The sequence below is a fragment of the Thalassovita gelatinovora genome, assembly GCF_001458355.1.
Classification (GTDB): Bacteria; Pseudomonadota; Alphaproteobacteria; order Rhodobacterales; family Rhodobacteraceae; genus Thalassobius; species Thalassobius gelatinovorus.
Map to the genome: position 1 here is coordinate 60,063 of NZ_CYSA01000005.1, position 21,079 is coordinate 81,141.

Consider the following 21,079-nt stretch of genomic DNA (forward strand, 5'->3'; position numbering starts at 1 on the left):
TTAGACCAATGGCAACCGAAATTCTCATGCCCGCCCTGTCACCGACCATGGAAGAAGGCACGCTGGCCAAATGGCTGGTCAAGGAAGGCGATACCGTTTCGTCGGGCGATATCCTCGCTGAAATCGAAACCGACAAGGCGACGATGGAATTCGAAGCCGTCGATGAAGGCATCGTCGGCAAGATCCTGATCACGGAAGGCACCGAAGGGGTCAAGGTCAACACCCCGATCGCGGTGCTGATCGAAGACGGCGAAAGCGCCGATGACGTGGCCGTTTCGGCCCCTGCGGCCGCAACCCCTGCCCCAGCCGCCCCGGCGGCGCCCGCTGCTGCGGCCCCGATCGCCAAACCTTCCGATCTGTCACCGGATTGGCCCGAAGGCACCGCGGTGAAACAACAAACCGTCCGCGAAGCGCTGCGCGACGCGATGGCCGAAGAAATGCGCCGCGACGACACCGTTTTCCTGATGGGCGAAGAAGTCGCCGAATATCAGGGCGCCTACAAGATCAGCCAGGGTCTGCTGGACGAATTCGGATCGAAGCGGGTGATCGACACCCCGATCACAGAACATGGCTTTGCCGGCATCGCCGTCGGTGCCTCCTTTGGCAGTCTGCGCCCGATTGTCGAATTCATGACCTTCAACTTCGCCATGCAAGCGATGGACCAGATCATCAACTCGGCGGCGAAAACGCTTTACATGTCGGGTGGTCAGATGGGGGCGCCGATGGTGTTCCGTGGTCCCAACGGTGCCGCCGCCCGCGTCGGTGCCCAGCACAGTCAGGATTACGCCGCGTGGTTCGCGCAGATCCCCGGCCTGAAGGTCGTGATGCCCTATTCGGCCTCGGACTACAAAGGCCTGATGAAAACCGCGATCCGCGATCCCAACCCGGTTATTTTTCTCGAAAACGAAATCCTTTACGGCAAATCCTTCGACGTGCCGGTGATGGATGATTTCACCGTACCCTTTGGCAAGGCCCGTATCTGGCGCGAAGGCAGCGACGTGACCATCGTCAGCTTCGGTATCGGCATGCAATACGCATTGGAAGCCGCCGACAAGCTGGCCGCAGATGGTATTTCCGCCGAAGTCATCGACCTGCGCACCCTGCGCCCGATCGATTACGACACGGTGCTCAATTCGGTGATGAAAACCAACCGCTGCGTCACCGTCGAAGAAGGCTTCCCGGTCGCATCCATCGGCAACCACCTGTCGGCCACGATCATGACCCGCGCCTTTGATTACCTCGACGCGCCGGTGATCAACTGCACCGGCAAGGACGTGCCGATGCCCTATGCCGCCAACCTGGAAAAGCTGGCGCTGGTCACCACCGACGAGGTGATCGCGGCGGTGAAACAAGTGACCTATCGCTGAGGAGACACGACAATGCCCACTGAAATCCTCATGCCCGCCCTGTCCCCCACGATGGAAGAAGGCACCCTAGCCAAATGGCTGGTCAAGGAAGGCGACACCGTCAGCTCGGGCGACCTGCTGGCTGAAATCGAAACCGACAAGGCGACGATGGAATTCGAAGCCGTCGATGAAGGCATCGTCGGCAAAATCCTGATCGCCGAAGGCACCGAAGGGGTCAAGGTCAACACCCCGATCGCGGTGATGATCGAAGACGGCGAAAGCGCCGATGACATCGCGACCGAACCCGCCGCAGCCCCGGCTGCTGCGGCCCCGGCTGACGCGGCGCCTGTGGCAAGCCCGGTTGCGGCCCCTGCCCCGGCTGCGCCTGCGGCAGCGGATGGCGGACGCCTCTTTGCCTCGCCTCTGGCCCGTCGCATTGCGGCCGACAAAGGTCTTGACCTGACTCAGATCACCGGCTCCGGCCCGCGGGGGCGCATCGTCAAGGCCGATGTCGAAACCGCCGCCGCCAAACCTGCGGCCGCCCCGGCAGCCGCGCCTGCGGCCTCTGCCCCGACCCCGGCAACGGCGGCCCCGACAGGACCATCCGCCGATATGGTGGCCCGCATGTATGAAGGCCGCGATTACCAGGAAATCAAGCTCGACGGCATGCGCAAAACCATCGCCGCGCGCCTGACCGAAGCAAAGCAGACCGTGCCGCATTTCTATCTGCGCCGTGACATCAAGCTTGATGCGCTATTGAAATTCCGCAGCCAGTTGAACAAGCAACTGGAACCGCGCGGCGTCAAACTTTCGGTCAACGATTTCATCATCAAGGCCGTCGCCAACGCGCTGCAAGCCGTGCCGCAGGCCAACGCCGTCTGGGCCGGTGATCGGGTGCTGCAACTGAAACCGTCGGATGTGGCCGTGGCCGTGGCCATCGAAGGCGGGTTGTTCACCCCGGTGTTGCAGGATGCCGACATGAAATCCCTGTCGGCGCTGTCGTCTGAAATGAAGGATCTGGCCAAACGCGCCCGCGACCGCAAATTGGCCCCGCATGAATATCAGGGCGGCAGTTTTGCAATTTCCAACCTCGGCATGTTCGGCATCGATAATTTCGACGCCATCGTGAACCCGCCGCATGCGGGCATTCTGGCCGTGGGATCGGGAGTCAAAAAACCGGTTGTCGGCGAAGATGGCGAACTGACCGTGGCAACCGTGATGTCGGTCACCATGTCGGTCGATCACCGGGTCATCGACGGCGCACTTGGTGCCAACCTGCTGAAAGCGATCGTTGATAATCTGGAAAACCCGATGGTGATGCTGGCCTGACGGAATTTTTCTGAACGAAAACAAAAGCGCCCGCAGCCAATCAGCGGGCGCTTTTTTCGTGCCGGATCACACCGCCTTGGCCAGTTGCACCGCAGCAATGACATAGCACGCCATCGTTCCGAAGGATGCCAACGTGCGCAAATGGTTCCAAAGCACCCAGGTTTTAACGTATTCCGGCCAATAAGCCTGCGCCGCCGCCCCGGCCTGCGGCATCGCTTCAAGCCGCATGTTCATCGGCACATTGCAAACCCCCGTAACCAGCATGACACCAACAATATACAGCACCGCCCCCGCGATCAGCCAAACCGCCACCGATCCCGGCAGATAGAAATGGCCCAACAACGCCATCGCGACCGAAACCGGAACCAGCCCCACCAACAGCACCATGAAGATCGATCCATAGACTTTGCGGTTGATGATCTGCATCGCTTCGGTTCCTGCAGCGGGTTTCGAATTGGCAAGCGAGGTCATGATGAAATCGGAAAAAGCCAGGAAAATCCCGGCAACAAGTCCAGCAGCCAAAGATAGGGCGACGATGCCCCAGACGATCCAATCCTCTGACATATTCGGTTCTCCTTTTGATAATCGCCACGAAAATATTGCGCTCAAATAGTCACTTGACATTATGTCAAGCCAACACCGGATAGCTCGCAACTTTACACAATGTCAAGCAATGAATTATCTGACAAATACGCGGATTTGTTGCGGTCACCGAAAAGGCAGGGACCGAACCGTACCACCAACGGCATATTCGGGCCTGACCGCACAGACCACAAAAACAGTCCGTGAATGATTTAGGTTTACCTCCTAACGCACTGAAAAATATTCAGTACCTTTTCCACCCGCCGGACGATTATCGTTTTGGAAAATGCATCTGACGCCCGGGGCCTCATCTGATCACCCGGCGCGGATCGCATCCTGCCCCCGGTTGAACCAAACGTTTCCGTCAGGCTAGCGCGTTCGCAATCCAACCGGCAAAGCGCAGCACCGGGTCGGCACTCTGCAGCCCCGCAGCGTGAATCAGGTAATACCCGATATCCCCACCGGTTTGCGGCTGCCATATTTCCCGCAGGTCGCCCCGGCGCAGCGGTTTTTCCACCAATAGCCGCGGGGCAATCGCCACGCCCTGCCCTTCGATCGCCGCATCAATCGCAAGGACGGTGTAGTTGTAACGTCGGATATCCCGGTCACGCCCCGGCAGAAACCGGTCCCAATACCCATGCGCATCCTGCAATAATACTGCACCCTTGAATTCTGGGGCTGACCCAACCCGTTCGGCATAGTCAGGCGTTGCCACCGCCACCAATTCAACCGTTTTCAGACGCGTAACCTCGCCCCCCTGGACCTTAGGGCATGGCCCCATGCGGATCGCTGCATCGACGATCCCTCGGCGCAGCGGTTGCACTTTTTCATCGGCACAAATGGCCAGACGCAAATCGGGATGCGCGGCTTCGAATTCAGGAACTGCGGCGACCAGCCAACGGGCAGCAAAACTGGGTGGAACACTTATTTGCAATGTTTTCTGGTCGGTTCCCAAGGCATCTACCGCCTGATCAATCAGGTCCAATGCCGTTCGGGACGCCTTGGCCAGATGCGCCCCCGAACCGGTCAGGGTCACCCCGCGCGGCAGCCGTTCGAACAATGGCAGGCCCAACTGATCCTCTAACGCGCGAATCTGCTGCGCCACTGCACCATGGGTCAGATTCAATTCCTCCGCCGCCAGCCTGAAATTTCCGTGACGGGCAACGGCATCGAAGGTACGGATCGGGGAAAGGCGCAAGCGGGGCATCGTCATCCTGTAGTTTTTCTACATAGTATGACCTGAAAGCATGAATAGTCAAACGCCCGCTGACACGGCATTAATCCGCCATAAGTCAGGAGAGATGAGATGCAAACAAGCCTGCCTCGGAATGTCAATTTCACCCATGCCGTAAAATGGACCGCCTCGGTCGCACAGATTTTCGGCTATGCCTTCACCGCCTTTGACATGGCGCCGTGGAACATCTACCTGTTCCTGATCGGCCTTGTCGGATGGTTTTCCGTGGGTGTGATGTGGAATGACCGCGCGATCATGTTGATCCACTTAGTCGCCCTTGGGTCGATGATCGCGGGATTACTCAGCCGCTGATCACTTGGTGCCCAGCAACTGATCCATCGTGATCGACGGGGTCGAACATCCGGCTTCGCCCACCACCTTGGCCGGCACCCCGGCAACGGTGGATTTCGGCGGCACTTCGTGCAGCACCACCGACCCGGCGGCGATGCGCGAACAATGTCCGACATGAATATTGCCCAAAACCTTGGCCCCGGCCCCGATCAGCACGCCATCGCCGATCTTGGGATGGCGGTCTTCTTCTTCCTTGCCGGTGCCGCCCAACGTTACAGAATGCAGCATCGACACGTTGTCACCGACCACGGCGGTTTCCCCGATCACGATAGAATGGGCGTGGTCGATCATGATGCCCTTGCCGATCCGGGCCGCGGGGTGGATATCGACCCCGAACTGTTCCGAAATCCGCATCTGGAAAAAATAGGCCATGTCGCGGCGGCCCTGCTGCCACAGCCAATGCGCGACGCGGTAAGATTGCAGTGCCTGAAACCCCTTGAAGAACATCAAGGGTTGCAAGAACCGATGGCAGGCCGGATCACGATCATATACGGCCGCGATATCGGCCCGTGCGGCCAAAGCCAAAGCCGGATCATCGGAATAAGCGGCGTCGCAAATTTCGCGGATCAACTGTTCCGACATTTCGCCCGAAGCCAATTTCAACGACGTCCGATAAGCCAGCGCGTTTTCAATGGTTTCGTGGTGCAGGATGCTGGAATGGATCAGCCCGCCCAGCAGAGGTTCCTTTTCAACGGCATCCTCAGCCTCGGTCCTGATCTGGTTCCAGACAGGATCGAGTTCGGCAAATTGTGTCTTCGTCTTGGCCATGGATAAGGTCCTCCGGTCGCGCTCACTATAGCAGATAAGCCGGTTTGGCAAAACGCAAAGCTGTGAAGGCTCCCATTTCAATATTTTATGGTTTCAGGACCGCCCGGGCCTGCTCGCATGGCCCCCGAACCGCCTATTCACTCAGCACCAGACGTGCCACAGCGCCTGCCCCGTAAACCGCTGAAACCTGCGCCACATCGGCCACCAGCCCCGCCAAGCCACCATCGGCGGCAATCGCCGCCGTGGAATAGTGCCATTCAGGCAGGTTCACCATTTCTTGCCGCACGATCTGGACCCCGCGCCGGAGTCGCACCAGATATAGTTCCTGTTCTTCGCCCAATGGCACGTCCAACCCGTCCCAACTGTCGCCGTCTACCCGCGTCCGCCGGATCCAAGAAAGATGCAGATCACCCGATATATCTATGTCCTGACGCAGATGCACCGGCGCAAACGGGCGCAAACCGATCCCGGCAAAGGCCTGTTGAGAGTGCCGGTAGGACGGGTCGTCATACCCGCGCCAGGCCGACCCGATCCGATAATGGCGCGCCTGGTTGCGACTGGTCGAGGCCAGATCCAACTGGCCCACCGCACTGTCCAACAGCACGAAATAGGATCCAACCGGCCAGGCATCGGGCATCACCGTTTCCGATCCCTGCTGCCCGCGCAGCAAGTGACTAAGCTGATAGGTATTTTCATCCACCAGCACCGCATCACGGAACTGGATCACTTCCCAGTTTTCCGCTGTTCCATCGCCGATCGCTGCCAGATTGCCACCGGCAAACACCGACGCTTCAGACCGGCTTTCCAGACTGCCATTGCTCAATTTCACCTGCAACAGGGCACCGCGATCCCACAGCCCCGGCTGCGCCCGCGACAGTTCCGTTTCGGTCACGCCGATAGTGGCCTTGGCTGTCACCGTCGCCAACAGAACGTAATCGCTGTCACTGGCCGAACTGTAAATCGCCACACTGCCGGGCCACGGATTGGCATTGACCGCCATATGCGGCGCATGGGGTATTTCATCTCCGGTCAGCAATGGCAGATCAAGAAACAGCGAAAACACCGGGGCCGGGGCTGCGAACGGGGCAACCGGGCTGGTTTCATCGACGAAATCCGCCGGGCTATAACTGGACTTGTCGATCCGCACCGCCTCAACGATCTGCGATGCGCCGTATTCGATCCGGTCGACCCGGAACGTGCCGGACATCCCCGGTTCGGACAGCGCGATCACATCGCCCGCCCCCACTTGCAACGCCGATGGCGGCAGCGCCAGCCTGATACTGTCGCGCGACAACCGCGCCTCTGCCAACCAGCGTTCGACAACCTGTCGCCCTTCGGCCCGGGTCATCACCAATGGCACTTCCGCCACCGATACCGCATGGCTGGCCTCATCCGGCAAAACGCTTTCTTCCGCTGCGGTTTCGAAATCGGCATCGGCTTCGACAAAACGCAGCCGCACCCGGCCCACCATGTCGCTTTCCGCCGCGCGAAGCGCCTCGGTCGAATAGGGCAAATCGTCATTCACCGCCAGGCTTTCACCCGGCAAATCCCAATCACGCTGCCCGGTGCGGCTACGAAACACCAAAACGCCATCGCGTTCTATCGCATCAAACCCATAGCGCAGCATCAACGGCTGCAAGGCGCTACGCGCATCGCCTGTTTCAGTCAGACAATACCCGCGCACATGGCCATGCAGCGCATCGGTATCGATGTCATTCACCCCGGCCTGACGGCAAATTTCCGTCACCACCGAAGCCAGCGACCGCGCCGATCCGCGACCGTTGATCCAATGCCCCCGGGCATAGTTATCACCATCGCTCCACACCTCGGAATTGCGCGGAAAACTGGGATAGGGCCGCGCATCCCAAGCCCAGACAAAGGCGCGTGACATGTCCAGCATCGGACCGCCATATTCTTCGGATACCGGGTTATGCGCCGCGTCGCCCCAATACCCCAGCATCGCCCGCAGATATTGCATCTGGATCAATTCATCGCGTCGCCCGTCGGAATATTTCGGCAACAGTGATTCCGATGATTTCGGGTCCAGGAACTTGTTCGGCTGATTGGTGCCCTTGTCGATGGCGCCACAGCCCAGTTCGGTGAACCAGATCGGTTTCGATTGCGGCCCCCAATCGGTCGCCTGCGCCGCCCGCTCTCCTGCAATGCGGTTGAAATGGTGCTGCGACCACCAGGCCCGAATATCCTTGTAGCGGTAAATCCAGGACTCGCCATAGGCACCATCGCTGATCGTGGTTCTGATCTGCGCGGCGTCGGCTTCGCTGGAATGGTAATACCAGTCAAAGCCTTCGCCGCCCTCGATATTCGAACGCAGATAGTCGAGGTTGTAAATCGCCCCCCAACCGGCATCGAGATGGTCTTCGCCTTCGCGCCAATCCGACAGCGGCATGTAATTGTCGATACCGATGAAATCGATCTCGTCATCGGCCCAAAGCGGATCAAGGTGGAAAAAAACGTCGCCCGATCCGTCTTGTGGGTGATAGCCGAAATATTCCGACCAATCGGCGGCATAGCCCAACTTGACCTCTGACCCCAGCAGCGCCCGCACCTCTGCTGCCAGCACCCGCATCTGCGCCACTGCGGGGAAGCTGTTGTTCACCCCCCGCAACTGGGTCAGCCCCCGCATTTCCGACCCGATGCAAAACGCCGCGACCCCGCCCGCTGCCGCACAAAGCGCGGCATTGTGCAAAATGAACCGGCGATAGCTCCATTCCTGCGGACCGGTATAGGCGACAGCCCCGTCGGTTACGGTGAAATCCGACGCCGTAACGGTGCCGAAGAACGCCGCCACCTGTGCCTCTGCCGCCGCGCTTTGGTCAGGTGATCCGTCCCCCCCGGGGGCTCGCGCCCCGGTGATCCGCCCGCGCCACGGCAGCACCGGCTGACCCACATCCCCGGTCCAGGGATCAAGCAGCGCATTGCCCGCCATCTGTTCCATCAAGATGAACGGATAAAACATCACCGCTTGCCCGGCGTCTTGCAATTTTGCAATCGCCTGCATCACCGAAGCATCGCTGGGCGTCCCGCCATATACCGGCCGCGCGTCTTGCATTGGCACCAATTGCGCCCCCGCCCGGGTCAGGCCCGACACCGACCACGGCATCCCTTCGGCATCCTGTTCACCCTGTTCGACCTTGGGGCGCAGCGTGCAGTTCCCACAGCGCAAATCGTCCCCGAACCAGCTGACGACCAACGACACCGCCGCGCAATTGGGCAATTCCTGTTCCAACTGGGCCAGCGAGGTCGACAGATCGCTTCGACCCGACGTCGAATTGATATTCGCCGTGCGGGTTTCACCCAACCCATAATCCAGCACCGCCGGATCGGTGGCCAGCGCATACTCCCCGGTCCCCGGCATCAGGGCGACGCCCCGGATCGCATGGCCGGGTTCCATATCCATCCCGCCGTCAAATTCGAAATCCGGCCGCAATACTTCAAAGGTAAACTGCGGCACCCGGTTGCCGAATTGCGCCAGATTCAGATCTTCCATCACCACATAAGCAGTGCCGCGATAGCCCGGCACCGCTCCGGCACCTTCGACCGCTTCCATCTTGGGATCGGGCAACTGATCGGCCGTGCCGCGATAAATCCGCATGTTCAGATCGTCTGGCGCCACTTCTTCGCCATCGGCCCAGACCCGGCAAACCCCGCCGATTTCACCTTCACACAGCGCAATCGCCAGGCTCAGACTGTAGCTATACTCGGTGCTGCGCCGCGCTCCGCCGCCCTTGCCAGCGCCAGAAGTCTGGCTGTGTTCGCTGAAATGGGTGGCCCAGATCACCTGCCCCCCGATCCGCATACGGCCATAGACCCGGCTGATCGGATCGCCTTCGCTGGCCCCGGTCAGGCGGAACCGGTCAACCCGGCCGGTTGCCACCGGGTCCGATCCCTGCCCCAGCAGCCGCTGGTCGATGGCCCGGCCCAAAGTCGCCCCGACAAACCGCCCGATCACCGCCGAAGACAGGCCCAGAACGGTGCCACCGACAGAACCGCCAATCGCTGCCCCCGCCGCAGATAAAAGAATGGTCGCCATCAGTAATCCCCCTCGGGCAAAGCAAATCGTGCTACGATGCGCCTGCGCCATGGCAGGCTCAGCGGGCTTTCCACCACCGCATGATCGCAATAGGCATGGATAAAACTGGCCCCCGCCCCAAGCTCTGCCGCCACGCCCAGATGTTTCGCCACGCTGCCCGCGCGCATACGAAACAGCAGGATATCGCCCGGTGCTTGCCCGCTTATTGGCTTGGCCAACAAATGCTGGCCTGCCGCGCGCCACAGCATTTCGTCGCCCTGTGGTTCGGACCAGTCGCGGCTATAGGCGGGCGGCAGGTCCGGTTCCGCCCCTTTCAGATCGCGCCAGATCCCCCTGAGCAACCCCAGACAATCGGTCCCCACCCCGCGGACCGATGCCTGATGCCGATAAGGCGTCCCGATCCATGCTCTTGCCGCGGCAACCACCCTTTGTCCGTCGATCGCCGTCATCGCCGGCTACCCCCGGACGTGACGCTGGCACTGGCCGGATAGGACACCGTCCAGTCATCACCGGGAATATCGGGGAAGCCCTGAAAATTCGCTATATTGTCGAATTTCAACCGGCAGGTTTCCAACCGCTTGTCACATCCCGCGATCAGCTGCAGCCCGTCGCCTGCCGACACATCTGCCCGCAGCGGTGCCCACAGTTCGATCACCCGCCTGCCGTCAGCGGCAAAATCATTCTTGATCACGCCACTTAGCCCGGTCGCGGCACCGTGGGTCACGTCCAGACGCCCGCGCCGGAACCAACCGGTTTCGAACCCCGCAATTGCGGCAAAGCGAAACATCCGGCTGTCTTCGACCTGCTCTGCCGCGATCTCGACCCCGTATCCCGCGGTTGTCAGATCGACCCCACAGGCGGTATCGCCCAGAACTGCCGCGCATGGTTTTTGATACACCCGCCCCAAAGGTTGATTCAGCCGGTCGGTCAGCCCGCGCAGTTCGGCCCGGAACGATCCGCCCGACCGCGTCAATTCCCCCAAGTACCCGTTGAATTGTAACGCCCGCTGGCCAGTATCGGCCCAATTGACCAGCCAGCACCGCACCGTTGCATCGTCAAACCGCCCGGCTTCGATATCCGCTTCGCGCACCCCTGCGTCGCTGAGTGCGCCAACCGCTTCGGTATTGTCCACCGACAGGCCGGTCGCCTGTTGCAATGCCGCCGCCGACAGCCCGCTATCAGCCTTGAAGATGATCCCGTCAAAGCCAAGATCGCAATCGTGATCGGTAAACCCAAAGGACACCCCATCGGCCCGCAACAGCAACCAACAGCGGCACAGCGTCGTTGCGCCGCTGGCCAGATGGGCCTGAAATTCCGCGTTCAACCGCATCAGACCCGCACCTCCAACACCGGCACATCGGGCACTTCACCGGCCTGAAAGCTGGCAACATTGGCATGGATATGGTCGGTGTCGAACCGCACCGGCACGTCGAATTCGAACCCGGCGGTCACATCTGCCCCGACATTGGGCGGCTCGGCCAAGGTCACCATGCCGGTCGTGGTGTCGACGCTGAAATGCACCCCCTCGTGCAGTTCGGTACCCGCGACCCCGATCACCACCGTGCCCAAAACCGGCTTCTTGATCGGCCTGGCATAGCTTTGTGCACCCGAACGGTAGGTTTTCATCAACGGGAACGTGACACGGTCGCCATCGCCGGTGGCGATGACCTGATCACCATGGGCGACCTTGGCCGACGGTGCGGCAGATTTGTAATCGGCCCAGTCTTTCCAACGAAACCCGTTCATCTGACCGCCCCGGGCCTCGAAAAACGCGATCAGCGTTTCGATATCGTCCAGTGACCGCAATCCCAGCCCGGCATCGTAGCGCCGCCGCGAATGCGCCCAGGGCGTGTTACGCTCCTCGAACCCGTTGGCCAAGGTGACGATATCGGTGCGCCGTTCCGGCCCTCCCACCGCGCCAAAGCTCAACGAGGCGGGAAATCTGACGTCGTGAAAATGCATCCTGTCCTCCTCACCTGATCCGCTGGCCGCGCGACAATGCGCGGCTCATCTGTGCCGCGATCTGGCTTTGCGACCGCTGAAACCCCTGCACATCCGGGGTGGTGATGTTCATCACCACCGTAGTGGCACCACCGCGGTCAGCCTTGACCCCCAACCGGCCATCGGCCCCGCGCGCCAATGGCATGATCGCTTCAGGCCCGGCTTCGCCCATCAATCCCGTACCGCCGCGCATCGGAAAATACATCGGTCCCGACACCACGCCGCCACTGGCAAAGGGCATCACCCGACCTTGGGCAAAACTGCCGCCCTTCTCGAAGGAAAACAGCCCCGACACCAAATTCCCCACCCCCTGCGCCAACAACGATCCAACCTGATCCGTGACCGGTCGCACCGCCGCCGAATAGGTGGCGTCGACCATCGACCGCGCCACCGTGCGCAGCGCCTCCGACAGGTTCTTCCCGTCCAGAACCACACCATCAAGCGCCCGCCGCAACCCGCGGCTCATACCGCGTTCCAACGCCGCCGCATCCAGCGCGGTTTCGTTGAACGCGGACCCGACCCGGCGCAGCTCGGCCTCGAAACTGTCTGCCATGGCCGTCGCCGTTCCCAGGCTCGTCTCCAGCGCATCGACCTGATCCTGAAGCGTGCCCAGCCCATCAATTTCACTCATTGTCCTGACCTCCTTTGTGATCCGGATAGATTCGCAGCAATTCGTCCAACCGGGCCCGACCCAGCGGGGCCGCGCCGGATCCATGCCCCAGCATTAGCGCCAATTCCGCCGGGGTCAGCGCCCAGAATTCCCACGGTCGCAGCCGCAACCCTTGCAGCCCCGCCCGCATCAAACCGGGCCAATCGAACCGGTTCACGCCGCCCCGTCGCCCGGCTGGGCAAAGGCCCGCGCCAGCAATTCCGCCGCTGCCCGCGCCGCCGCCACCGGGCCGCCCGCGATATCGGCCCGGACCAAATCGCCCGCCGCGCCTTGCCAACCGCCGCCGCGCAGACCGGCCACGATCAACATCAACACATCGCGGCTGGAATACCGCCCCGTCTCGAACCGCTCGACCAGTTCGATCAGCGATCCTTCCTGCAACCCGGCCTCCAACTCGGCCAATGCGCCCAGCGTCAGTTTCATCACATGGCGTTGCCCGTCGATGACCATTCCAACCTCACCGGCCCAAGGGTTCACCATCTCACAGCTCCGGCGTGAAGCTCAGCGCCCCGGCGGACGCCATCGAAACTTCGTAACTGGCCTCGCCATTATGGCTGCCGGCATATTCGATCGCGCTCATCTGAAAAGGCCCCTCAATGGTGCCAAAATCGGGGATGATGATCTGAAAATCGGGCACTTCGCCGTCGAAAAAGATCTGCCGCGCCCGTTCGTCGGTCGACGCATCCTTGAACACGCCCGATCCCGAAATCGCCGCTGATTTAACCCCGGCCCCGCCCAACAACTCACGCCATCCACCCGCCGATTCCAAACTGGTCACATCGACGCTTTCGGCGTTGAAACTGACCCGCGTGGCCCGCAGCCCCGCCATGGTTTCGAACTGGCCGTCACCGGTCAGATCTACCTTGATCAACAAATCCTTACCGTTCTGAGCCGCCATAGTCTTTCTCCGTTATTTGGGATTTCTCAGTTATCTTCCACGCGGGCGCGGAACCTCATGTCGATCCGGCGGGCATCGGTGCCGGTTTCGCGTTTCGCCACCGCCTTCACGAACCACAGCCCGATCAATTGCCCGCGACTCAGCACCAAATCGGCCCCGCTCAACGCATCACTGATCGCCACTGCAGCCTGTTTCGCCGATAAAAACCCCGCCGCAGCGCTGATGACGGAGACCACAAAATCATGTTCGGCCCCGCTGCCCGTCTTGTCCGACCTGTCCTTGACCGTTTCCGGCCCCAGACTGACATAGATCGAAGGTGGCTCCCCAACCGGCAGCGCATCGAACACGCCGCCGACCAAAGCGGTCACGCCCGCATCCCCGGAAAGGCGTTGAAAAACCGCCTGTTGCAACGCTGTTGTGACGCCATAACTCATGACACGACCTCCTCAGTGGCAAAGCAGGTCAGATAGCGACCTTCGGGATCGCGTTCGGATACCGCTTCGATACGAAACACCCGGTCGCCGTCGCGGAACCGCTGATCCGGACGCGGCCGCATTGTCGACCCTTGCGGTGTGGCGCGCACGACAATGCGAAAACGGCTTTTCGACAACCCGCCACTTTCGCGCCCGCTGCGAAGCGTCACCTCGGCCCATAGCTGGCCCAGAACGGTCCAGCTTTCGGCAAACCCTCCCGCCCCGTCGGCCACTCTGTCAGCGGTTTCCAGCGCCAACAGCCGGGTCAGCCGCGGTGGGGTCATGACAGGCTCCCGGCAGATATCCGCACCGGACGATAGCGTTCCAGCAGGCTGGTCACACCAAAGGGCATGCAGCCCCCACTCAGCGCGGTGTCAAAGCGGTATTCATAATAATGCGCCGCCAACATCAGCACCGCCTGGGCCAGATCGGCCGGAATATCGCCCCAACCGGCGCCATAGCCAGCGGTCATTTCGATCCGCACCGTTCCATCCGTCGGCACCATCGGCAACAACGTCGAGACCGGGCACAGAAGCGGGTGCTGGCTATCTTGCACTAACCGGTAACTGCTCGCTGACATCATCGTTTCAACGCCCATCCGGTCGATCAGAACCACCGCGCTGACCGCGCTGATCGGGGCCACCGGCAAGGCCTGCGCCTCGGCGTCGCGCCAATCCCCAAGAATCCAGCTGAACTCCCGTTCGATCAGGATCTTGCCGGTTCGCGCTTCCGCCGCCGCCATCGCCGCGCGCAGGAAACTTTCCAACACCGCGTTTTGCAAATCATCCTCGGCAAACCCGCTGCCCAGCCGCAGATGCGCTTTCAGCTCCGGCACCGGTAAAACCGCAATCGGTACCGAAGTTTCTTCGACTAACATCATGGATTCACTCCAATAAATTACCCATCATCCATCAGGCGCGCGCCACCAGCGTTGCTCGGACGGAGGGAGCAGCTAGACAACGCCTTCCCCGAAAGGGGCAGCGCGCGCCCCGGGACCGGTCATTCAACCGGCCCCAGCTTCACCGCCCCTCAGGAGACGGCGAACCGCAGCAGCTTGATCGCGGCAAAGTCACTGACATCGCCGCCGACGCGCTTGGTGGCGTAAAACAGAACATGCGGCTTGGCGCTGAACGGATCGCGCAGAATGCGCAGGTCGGGGCGTTCGGCAACGGTATAGCCGGACCCGAAATCACCAAAGGCGATGGCATCCGCCCCGGTGGCGATATCGGGCATGTCTTCGGCGACCAAGACCGGATAGCCCAACAACCGCGCCGGTTCGCCCGCCGCCAATCCATCCGACCACAAGAACCGGCCATCAGCATCTTTCAGCTTGCGCACCGCGCCTGCGGTTTTGGAATTCATCACGAAACTGGCATTGCCGCGATATTGCGCCCCCAACGCATAAACCAGGTCGATGATTTCCGTGGCATCGTTGAAATCGCCATCCACCCCGGTGGCGACATATCCCAGATTGCCCCAACTCCAACTGTCATTGGCCACCGTGCCGTGGGTCAGGAACCCGGTCGGTTTGTCCACCCCGTCACCATTGACGAAAGCCGCCGCTTCGGCGCGTGCGAACTTGTCGGCGATCCGCTCCGACAGCCATCCTTCGATATCAAAGGCGCTGTCATCCAGCAGCCGCTGGCTGGCTTTGGGCAGCGCCGACAATTCGTGCAGCGCGATGGTGATCCGGTCAATCGACGGCGTCCCGGTTTCCGACACCGACCCGGTTTCGGTGGCCCAGCCATGGCCGATATCTGAATGATCGATCAGCACATCGAAAGACGTTGCTTCAACCGACACCACATTGGCGATCTTGCGGATCGACGCGCCGGACTGCAGCACGCTCTTGATCGTTGCCGCGGTTTCGGGATCGACAAGGTAGCCGCCATCGCTGTTGACGGCGCTCGACATTGCCTTGCTGTCCAGTTCCAGCCCGCGCAGCGCGTCATCGTCGCCGCTGCGCAGATAGGCCGCAAACGCCTTTTGATGCGGCGCCCCGACTTCGATCGAGGCAGACAAAACCGGACGCGCCGGGGTAAATGTTTTACGATCAAGCATGGTAAGTCGCTCTTCCTGTGTTTCAAACCGTTTCTGAACATCGGCCCGAAAGCCTTTGAACTCTTTCAAGAAATCCGTCACGGCAGATTTCATTTCCGTGGCCGGAGACACATCTTCCCCGGCCCGAGACTGCATCTCGGTCATCAGCAACCCTTTCTGTTAATGTTCAGCCCGGACGCGTCAGGGACGCGCCATGTCTTGCCGCGCGGCCCGCAATGCGGCGGCCATGTCGCGCATATCCCGCGCCATGATGCTGTCGGTCTTCGCGCCGACGCGGGCACTGGTCAGCATTGGAAAGGTCACCAAAGACACTTCCCAAAGTTCCAGTTCGGTCAGCACCCGCTGCCCCTTGTCATTCTTCACCGCCCGCTTTGTGCGATACCCAATGGAAAGCCCGTCAATCGCTCCCGCAGCAATCAACGCCGCCGCCTCGCGCCCCTTGCCGATTGTTTCCAGTAACCGGCCCTTGACCCATAATCCCTTGCTGTCTTCGCGCACCACGTCCCAAACGCCGATCGGCTGCGCCGGATCATGCTGCCACAACATCTTGACCGCGCGGCCTTCGCGTTTTAACGCTGCCAATGACGCGGCATAGGCCCCTTGTTGAACGATGTCTCCGCCCTGATCCGGGCGTCCAAAATAACTGGCATAGCCTTCAATCATCGCATCACCTGCGACACTCAATGCACTGTCAAAGCTTACAAATTTACATTCCAAATTCATCTCGACCCCTTCATTGCACCTGCATCAGGGATTGTAGCCCCTGCGCCAAGATCACACCGACCACGCCATAAACGGTCAGCCATAAACGGCGTTCCAACCGCTCGATTTCCGCTTCCAACCGCTCGATGCGCCGGTTGAACCCATCCACATGCAGCTTGCTCACCCTTTCATGCGCCTCCAACCGCAATGCCGGCGCACAATCGAACGGCTCGAACCCGGACCGATCATCCCGCATCTTGGTCTTCGCTCACCGGCGGCAATCCCAGCAACACGCGCTTTTCGGCCTCGCTCAGAAACGCCGCGTCGCTGATCCGTTTCCACTGCGCATCGCGTTCCGCCGACAGCGCCGGCACCTGGTCCAGATCGGGGCGCAGATCCAACGCTTCACCCGCATGGCGCGACAACCATTCGGCTATCCGCGCCGTCACCTTGCCGACCAACGGCAACACCGTCAGGCGGTAAAACGCCCGGTTGGCTTCCTGATAATTGGCATAAGTGGCATCCCCCGGAATCCCCAACAGCATCGGCGGCACACCAAAGGCCAGCGCAATTTCACGCGCAGCGCTTTCCTTGGTTTTCTGGAATTCCATGTCCGAGGGCGAAAACCCCATCGGTTTCCAATCCAACCCCCCTTCCAGCAGCATCGGCCGCCCAGCATTGCGCGCGCCCTGATGATGGCTTTCCATTTCCGACACCAGCCGATCATATTGATCCGTACTCAGACTGCCTTGCCCCTCGGCCCCCTTGTAAACGATCGCCCCGGATGGCCTTGCCGCATTGTCCAGCAAAGCCTTGGACCAGCGCGACGCGCTGTTATGCACGTCGACCGCCTGCGCCGCCGCCTGCAAGGGTGAAAACCCGTAATGATCGTCCTGTGGATGAAACGCCCGGATATGACAGATCGGTGCGACCCCAAGCGCCATGTCGAACCGGTGCTTGCGCCCATTGACCACGTAATCATAGGCCACCGGCCAGCCATCGCTGCCCGGCACCAGGTTCATCCGGTCCGATCGCAGCACATGCAATTCCAGCGGCACCGCGGTTTCGCCGCCCACCGCCTCGACATACCCATTGCCGGTCAACAGCAGCTGCGCATACAGCGCCTCGAACAGTTCCGCCTTGCCCTGCGCCGGGTTGGGATGGTCGATCAACTGCAACATCGGATGCAGGTCATAGCGCTGCATCCGGTCCTGCAATACCAAGGGTAGCGATGCCGCCGCCTCGGCGATCATCTTGACACAGCGAAACCCGACCGGGTTGCCGGTGAACCCGGTGCGCGTCAGCGTCGCGGTATCACGCGGGCTCCAGGCCACCCGGCCCGCGCCTTGCACCGCGAATAACGGTCCGGTCGCGCTGGCCTTGGCCTCGGGGGCCGGACCTTTGTTTCCACCGCGGAAGAATTGAAAAACCATTCCCCTCTCGCTCCTCATTGCGGGCAAGGCTGATCCGCCTTTGCCATTGGTTGATCCCGCCAGGTTGCCCCGGCCTTGTGCAGACAATGTCGCCAAAGGTTTAACAATCTCGCATCATAGCGACCGCACATTCGGGCGTCGCCAATGCGCGCTTGGACCAACGATCAATTCATGCAGCGCCCAGACCAAGGCATCGACCCGGTCCGGGCTGCCCTTGCCCTGAAATCCCTGCGCGGTCATCGCGCACATCTGGTCTTCCAGTGCCCCCAGATCGCGGGCATGAAACACCCGTCCCTGGTCGTATAACGCGGCCACCGGTTCCGCCCGCGCCGCTTTCCCGCGCGCCGCGTGAACCTTTTGAAACGGCACCATCGGATCAATCTGCCGGATCACCGCCTCGACCAAATCACCGCCTTGATTGACCTCGGCCACCAATCGGTCGGCGCCCCATTTTTCCATCATCGCAATCGCCGCCCGCGCCCATTGCGCCGGGCTCGATGCACTTTGACTGGCATCTTCCAAAACATACCCGCACCAATCCTGTACCGGCCCGCGCGTCACCGCGCCGACCACCACGATGCCGCAGTCATCCGATCCCGCATGCCCGGTCACCGGCGGATCGACCGCCACCACGATCCGATCCAGATCCGGGATCAGATCGACCCGCTGCGCTTCGATCATCGCCGAAGACCACATCGCGCCCTCGTTGTCTTCCAGCAACACGCCGTCAAGTTCCTGCCGCCCCAACCGGGTCCCGGCATAGCGCGCCTGCACCTCTTGCAAGAAACTCTCGGCCAGATGCGCTCGGTTCGCTTCGGTCGACGCATGGGTGACGACCGTCGACGGCTGTTTCAAAATAGTCTTCAAAACCGGCACGTTGCGCGGCGTGGTTGTGACGCACACCCGTGGCGCATCGCCCAATCGCAACCCGAACTGCAACATGTCCCAAGTGTCCTGCGCCTTGGGCCATTTCGCCAACTCATCCACCCAGGCCGCATCGAATTGCGGCCCGCGCAGGCTTTCAGGATCATGCGCGGAAAAAATCTGCGCCGTGGCCCCGTTGGGCCAACTCAGCATCTTGCGCCCGGCCTGCCAGTCTGGCCGCCGGTCGGGCGGCGAAACCGCCAGAATGCCGCTTTCACCGAACACCATCACTTCGCGCGCCTGATCGATGGTTTCGCCGATAATCGCCAACCGCCGCGCTGGCCCCGGGTCCATTGGCCTGGCCCCTTCGACCATCGAACGCACCCATTCCGCCCCGGCCCGGGTCTTGCCCGCACCGCGCCCGCCCATGATCACCCAATTGCGCCACCCGCCTTCGGGCGGCAATTGATGATCCAGCGCCCAGAACTCGAACAGGTAAGGCAGCGCCAACAGCTCGCCTTCACTCAGACCGTCCAGAAATGCTTCTCTCGTAGCAGCATCGGCGGAGGCGATCCAACCGGCACCGGATCTGATCCCTTGCCTGGTCGAAATCGACGGCATATTCCCGCTCGATCCCGGCTTGCTTTCGTTGTCGTTCATGGAATGTAGCCTCCAGTTCATAGGCGATCCGCAACCATCCGCGAAGATCCGCAATCACCTTGCCGGCCTCTTTCACCGCCGCCAATTCGCCATCGCGCAACCGCGCTTGCAGCCGCTTCACATCCGCCTTCAGGTCAAAAAACACCTCTTCGATTTCGGCCAGGGTCTGGGCCAACGGAAAGCCGTCCTCATCGGGTCTGATCAATGTCATATCTGTTCGCTTTGCCTCATGCGTTGCCCCCGCACGACCGGCACCGGGCCGATGCACCGCCCGATGTCTTCCAGCAGTCACAGCCCTACCCCATCTCCATTCGCCAAAGCCTTAACACCGCGCACGTATCTTCTTTTGTTCGAAAACATCCTCGGGGGTGAATACGATAAAAACCCATCAGGTTTTCATCGTAGAGCGGGCAGACAGCCCCCTTTTTGCCGCCAGGCCCAAACCCGGCAACAGTTTTTCTTTGCCACACCGCCCTTCCACAGCTAAGGGAGGGCCGCGCGTGATTCCCCTGCGTCGCTTCTGTAAAAGGACCGCCGCCCGATGCTGCAAACCCCTTATTATCTGATCGACAAATCCCAACTGTTGCCGAACATGGAAAAAATCGCCTGGCTGCGGGAAAATTCCGGGGCCAAGGCGCTGTTGGCGCTGAAATGCTTCGCCAGCTGGGGGGTGTTCGATTTCATGTCGCACTACATGGACGGCACCACCTCTTCGTCGCTCTTTGAGGTCAAGCTGGGCCGGGAAAAATTCCCCGGCGAAACCCATGCCTATTCGGTGGCCTGGGCCGATCACGAAATAGACGAAGTTCTGGCCAACTCCGACAAGGTCATCTTCAACACGGTCGGCCAGTTAACCCGGTTCGAAGCCGCCAGCCGCAACCACATCCGCGGCCTGCGGGTCAATCCCGGCGTGTCGACCAGCGATTTTGACCTGGCCGATCCTGCCCGCCCGTTTTCACGCCTCGGCGAACATGATCCCAAAGACATCGAACCGGTGGCCGACCTGATCACCGGCTTCATGTTCCACAACAATTGCGAAAACGCAGATTTCGACCGTTTCGACGACATGTTGACCCTGATCGAAACCCGTTTCGGCCCGCTGATCAAACGGATGAACTGGGTCAGCCTTGGCGGCGGCATCCATTTCACCGGCGCGGATTACCCGCTCGACCGTTTGGCCGAACGGTTGAAACGGTTCGCCGGGGAAAACGAAATTCAGGTCTATCTGGAACCCGGCGAAGCGGCGATCACCAAATCCACCACGCTGGAAGTCACCGTTCTCGATACCATGTTCAACGGCAAGAACCTCGCCATTGTCGACAGTTCGATCGAGGCGCATATGCTCGATCTGCTGATCTACCGCGAAAGCGCCAAGATGGCCCCCAATGATGGCCCCGAGGATTGGATGATCTGCGGCAAATCCTGCCTCGCCGGTGACATTTTCGGTGAATTCAAATTCCCCAAACCACTGCAAGCCGGTGATCGGCTGTCTATTCAGGACGCCGCAGGCTATACCATGGTTAAGAAAAACTGGTTCAACGGCGTGAAAATGCCCGCCATTGCCATTCGGGAACTGAACGGCACGATCCGTCTGCAACGTGACTTTGGTTACGACGATTTTACCGCCGCGCTGTCCTAGCGCTTCTCAGCAACCAA

Annotated in this window: 24 protein-coding genes; 4 read left to right on the top strand and 20 right to left on the bottom strand. The window is 60.9% G+C overall.

What is annotated here, in order from left to right; all coding sequences use genetic code 11:
- The first annotated feature begins 8 nt into the window (after nucleotides 1–8).
- Together TG4357_RS02025 and TG4357_RS02030 are read left to right on the top strand one after the other, a co-directional pair.
- Nucleotides 9–1,367: a pyruvate dehydrogenase complex E1 component subunit beta gene (locus tag TG4357_RS02025; protein WP_058261210.1), complete on the top strand. Its 1,359-nt coding sequence runs from the start codon at nucleotides 9–11 to the stop codon at nucleotides 1,365–1,367.
- Between the two features lie 12 nt (nucleotides 1,368–1,379).
- A complete protein-coding gene (locus TG4357_RS02030; RefSeq protein WP_058261211.1) occupies nucleotides 1,380–2,675 on the top strand; it encodes a pyruvate dehydrogenase complex dihydrolipoamide acetyltransferase in 1,296 nt (431 codons plus the stop codon).
- A gap of 66 nt (nucleotides 2,676–2,741) precedes the next feature.
- Here the strand turns inward: TG4357_RS02030 and TG4357_RS02035 are convergent, their stop codons facing one another.
- Both TG4357_RS02035 and TG4357_RS02040 read right to left on the bottom strand, forming a co-directional pair.
- On the bottom strand, nucleotides 2,742–3,239 hold the full coding sequence (locus tag TG4357_RS02035) for an anthrone oxygenase family protein (protein WP_058261212.1): 498 nt from the start codon (nucleotides 3,237–3,239) through the stop codon (nucleotides 2,742–2,744).
- A 382-nt stretch (nucleotides 3,240–3,621) separates the two neighbouring features.
- Nucleotides 3,622–4,464: a LysR family transcriptional regulator gene (locus TG4357_RS02040; protein ID WP_158509042.1), complete on the bottom strand. Its 843-nt coding sequence runs from the start codon at nucleotides 4,462–4,464 to the stop codon at nucleotides 3,622–3,624.
- Between the two features lie 99 nt (nucleotides 4,465–4,563).
- Here TG4357_RS02040 and TG4357_RS02045 point away from each other — a divergent pair, with 99 nt between their 5' ends.
- Nucleotides 4,564–4,803, top strand: a complete 240-nt coding sequence (locus TG4357_RS02045) for a DUF6552 family protein (RefSeq protein WP_058261214.1) — start codon at nucleotides 4,564–4,566, stop codon at nucleotides 4,801–4,803.
- Here the strand turns inward: TG4357_RS02045 and cysE are convergent, their stop codons facing one another.
- The 18 genes from cysE to TG4357_RS19435 all read right to left on the bottom strand — a co-directional run bounded on the left by cysE (nucleotide 4,804) and on the right by TG4357_RS19435 (nucleotide 19,634).
- Entirely contained in the window at nucleotides 4,804–5,610 is an 807-nt protein-coding gene (gene cysE, locus TG4357_RS02050) for a serine O-acetyltransferase (RefSeq protein WP_058261215.1), read from the bottom strand.
- Between the two features lie 133 nt (nucleotides 5,611–5,743).
- On the bottom strand, nucleotides 5,744–9,661 hold the full coding sequence (locus tag TG4357_RS02055; RefSeq protein ID WP_058261216.1) for a baseplate multidomain protein megatron: 3,918 nt from the start codon (nucleotides 9,659–9,661) through the stop codon (nucleotides 5,744–5,746).
- On the bottom strand, nucleotides 9,661–10,110 hold the full coding sequence (locus tag TG4357_RS02060; protein ID WP_058261217.1) for a C40 family peptidase: 450 nt from the start codon (nucleotides 10,108–10,110) through the stop codon (nucleotides 9,661–9,663). Before TG4357_RS02060 ends, TG4357_RS02055 begins: the two co-directional genes overlap by 1 nt.
- The gene (locus tag TG4357_RS02065) at nucleotides 10,107–10,991 is read right to left on the bottom strand and encodes a phage/gene transfer agent baseplate hub protein (protein WP_058261218.1); all 885 of its coding nucleotides are present in this window, start codon (nucleotides 10,989–10,991) and stop codon (nucleotides 10,107–10,109) included. The genes TG4357_RS02060 and TG4357_RS02065 overlap by 4 nt, the downstream gene beginning before the upstream one ends.
- On the bottom strand, nucleotides 10,991–11,623 hold the full coding sequence (locus tag TG4357_RS02070) for a DUF2460 domain-containing protein (protein WP_058261219.1): 633 nt from the start codon (nucleotides 11,621–11,623) through the stop codon (nucleotides 10,991–10,993). The genes TG4357_RS02065 and TG4357_RS02070 overlap by 1 nt, the downstream gene beginning before the upstream one ends.
- Before the next feature lie 10 nt (nucleotides 11,624–11,633).
- The gene (locus tag TG4357_RS02075) at nucleotides 11,634–12,293 is read right to left on the bottom strand and encodes an RcGTA-type gene transfer agent tail tape measure protein (RefSeq protein WP_058261220.1); all 660 of its coding nucleotides are present in this window, start codon (nucleotides 12,291–12,293) and stop codon (nucleotides 11,634–11,636) included.
- Nucleotides 12,286–12,489: a rcc01693 family protein gene (locus TG4357_RS02080; protein ID WP_058261221.1), complete on the bottom strand. Its 204-nt coding sequence runs from the start codon at nucleotides 12,487–12,489 to the stop codon at nucleotides 12,286–12,288. The genes TG4357_RS02075 and TG4357_RS02080 overlap by 8 nt, the downstream gene beginning before the upstream one ends.
- Nucleotides 12,486–12,812, bottom strand: a complete 327-nt coding sequence (locus TG4357_RS02085; RefSeq protein WP_058261222.1) for a gene transfer agent family protein — start codon at nucleotides 12,810–12,812, stop codon at nucleotides 12,486–12,488. The genes TG4357_RS02080 and TG4357_RS02085 overlap by 4 nt, the downstream gene beginning before the upstream one ends.
- Before the next feature lies 1 nt (nucleotide 12,813).
- Nucleotides 12,814–13,230: a phage major tail protein, TP901-1 family gene (locus tag TG4357_RS02090; RefSeq protein WP_058261223.1), complete on the bottom strand. Its 417-nt coding sequence runs from the start codon at nucleotides 13,228–13,230 to the stop codon at nucleotides 12,814–12,816.
- A 26-nt stretch (nucleotides 13,231–13,256) separates the two neighbouring features.
- Entirely contained in the window at nucleotides 13,257–13,664 is a 408-nt protein-coding gene (locus tag TG4357_RS02095) for a DUF3168 domain-containing protein (RefSeq protein ID WP_058261224.1), read from the bottom strand.
- Nucleotides 13,661–13,987, bottom strand: a complete 327-nt coding sequence (locus TG4357_RS02100; RefSeq protein WP_058261225.1) for a head-tail adaptor protein — start codon at nucleotides 13,985–13,987, stop codon at nucleotides 13,661–13,663. Before TG4357_RS02100 ends, TG4357_RS02095 begins: the two co-directional genes overlap by 4 nt.
- Nucleotides 13,984–14,583 (bottom strand): head-tail connector protein, encoded by a 600-nt coding sequence (locus tag TG4357_RS02105; protein WP_058261226.1) that lies wholly within the window; start codon nucleotides 14,581–14,583, stop codon nucleotides 13,984–13,986. The genes TG4357_RS02100 and TG4357_RS02105 overlap by 4 nt, the downstream gene beginning before the upstream one ends.
- Before the next feature lie 149 nt (nucleotides 14,584–14,732).
- Entirely contained in the window at nucleotides 14,733–15,908 is a 1,176-nt protein-coding gene (locus TG4357_RS02110) for a phage major capsid protein (RefSeq protein WP_058261227.1), read from the bottom strand.
- Between the two features lie 36 nt (nucleotides 15,909–15,944).
- Complete coding sequence (locus TG4357_RS02115) at nucleotides 15,945–16,487, bottom strand: HK97 family phage prohead protease (RefSeq protein ID WP_058261228.1); 543 nt, start codon at nucleotides 16,485–16,487, stop codon at nucleotides 15,945–15,947.
- Between the two features lie 10 nt (nucleotides 16,488–16,497).
- Entirely contained in the window at nucleotides 16,498–16,722 is a 225-nt protein-coding gene (locus TG4357_RS02120) for a GTA head formation protein, RCAP_rcc01685 family (RefSeq protein WP_058261229.1), read from the bottom strand.
- On the bottom strand, nucleotides 16,712–17,899 hold the full coding sequence (locus TG4357_RS02125) for a phage portal protein (RefSeq protein ID WP_058261230.1): 1,188 nt from the start codon (nucleotides 17,897–17,899) through the stop codon (nucleotides 16,712–16,714). The genes TG4357_RS02120 and TG4357_RS02125 overlap by 11 nt, the downstream gene beginning before the upstream one ends.
- Nucleotides 17,900–18,013: 114 nt before the next feature.
- Entirely contained in the window at nucleotides 18,014–19,384 is a 1,371-nt protein-coding gene (locus tag TG4357_RS02130) for a DNA-packaging protein (protein WP_175473923.1), read from the bottom strand.
- The gene (locus TG4357_RS19435) at nucleotides 19,284–19,634 is read right to left on the bottom strand and encodes a hypothetical protein (protein WP_058261231.1); all 351 of its coding nucleotides are present in this window, start codon (nucleotides 19,632–19,634) and stop codon (nucleotides 19,284–19,286) included. Before TG4357_RS19435 ends, TG4357_RS02130 begins: the two co-directional genes overlap by 101 nt.
- Before the next feature lie 333 nt (nucleotides 19,635–19,967).
- Here TG4357_RS19435 and TG4357_RS02140 point away from each other — a divergent pair, with 333 nt between their 5' ends.
- Nucleotides 19,968–21,062, top strand: a complete 1,095-nt coding sequence (locus tag TG4357_RS02140; RefSeq protein ID WP_058261294.1) for a carboxynorspermidine decarboxylase — start codon at nucleotides 19,968–19,970, stop codon at nucleotides 21,060–21,062.
- Nucleotides 21,063–21,079: the final 17 nt, after the last annotated feature.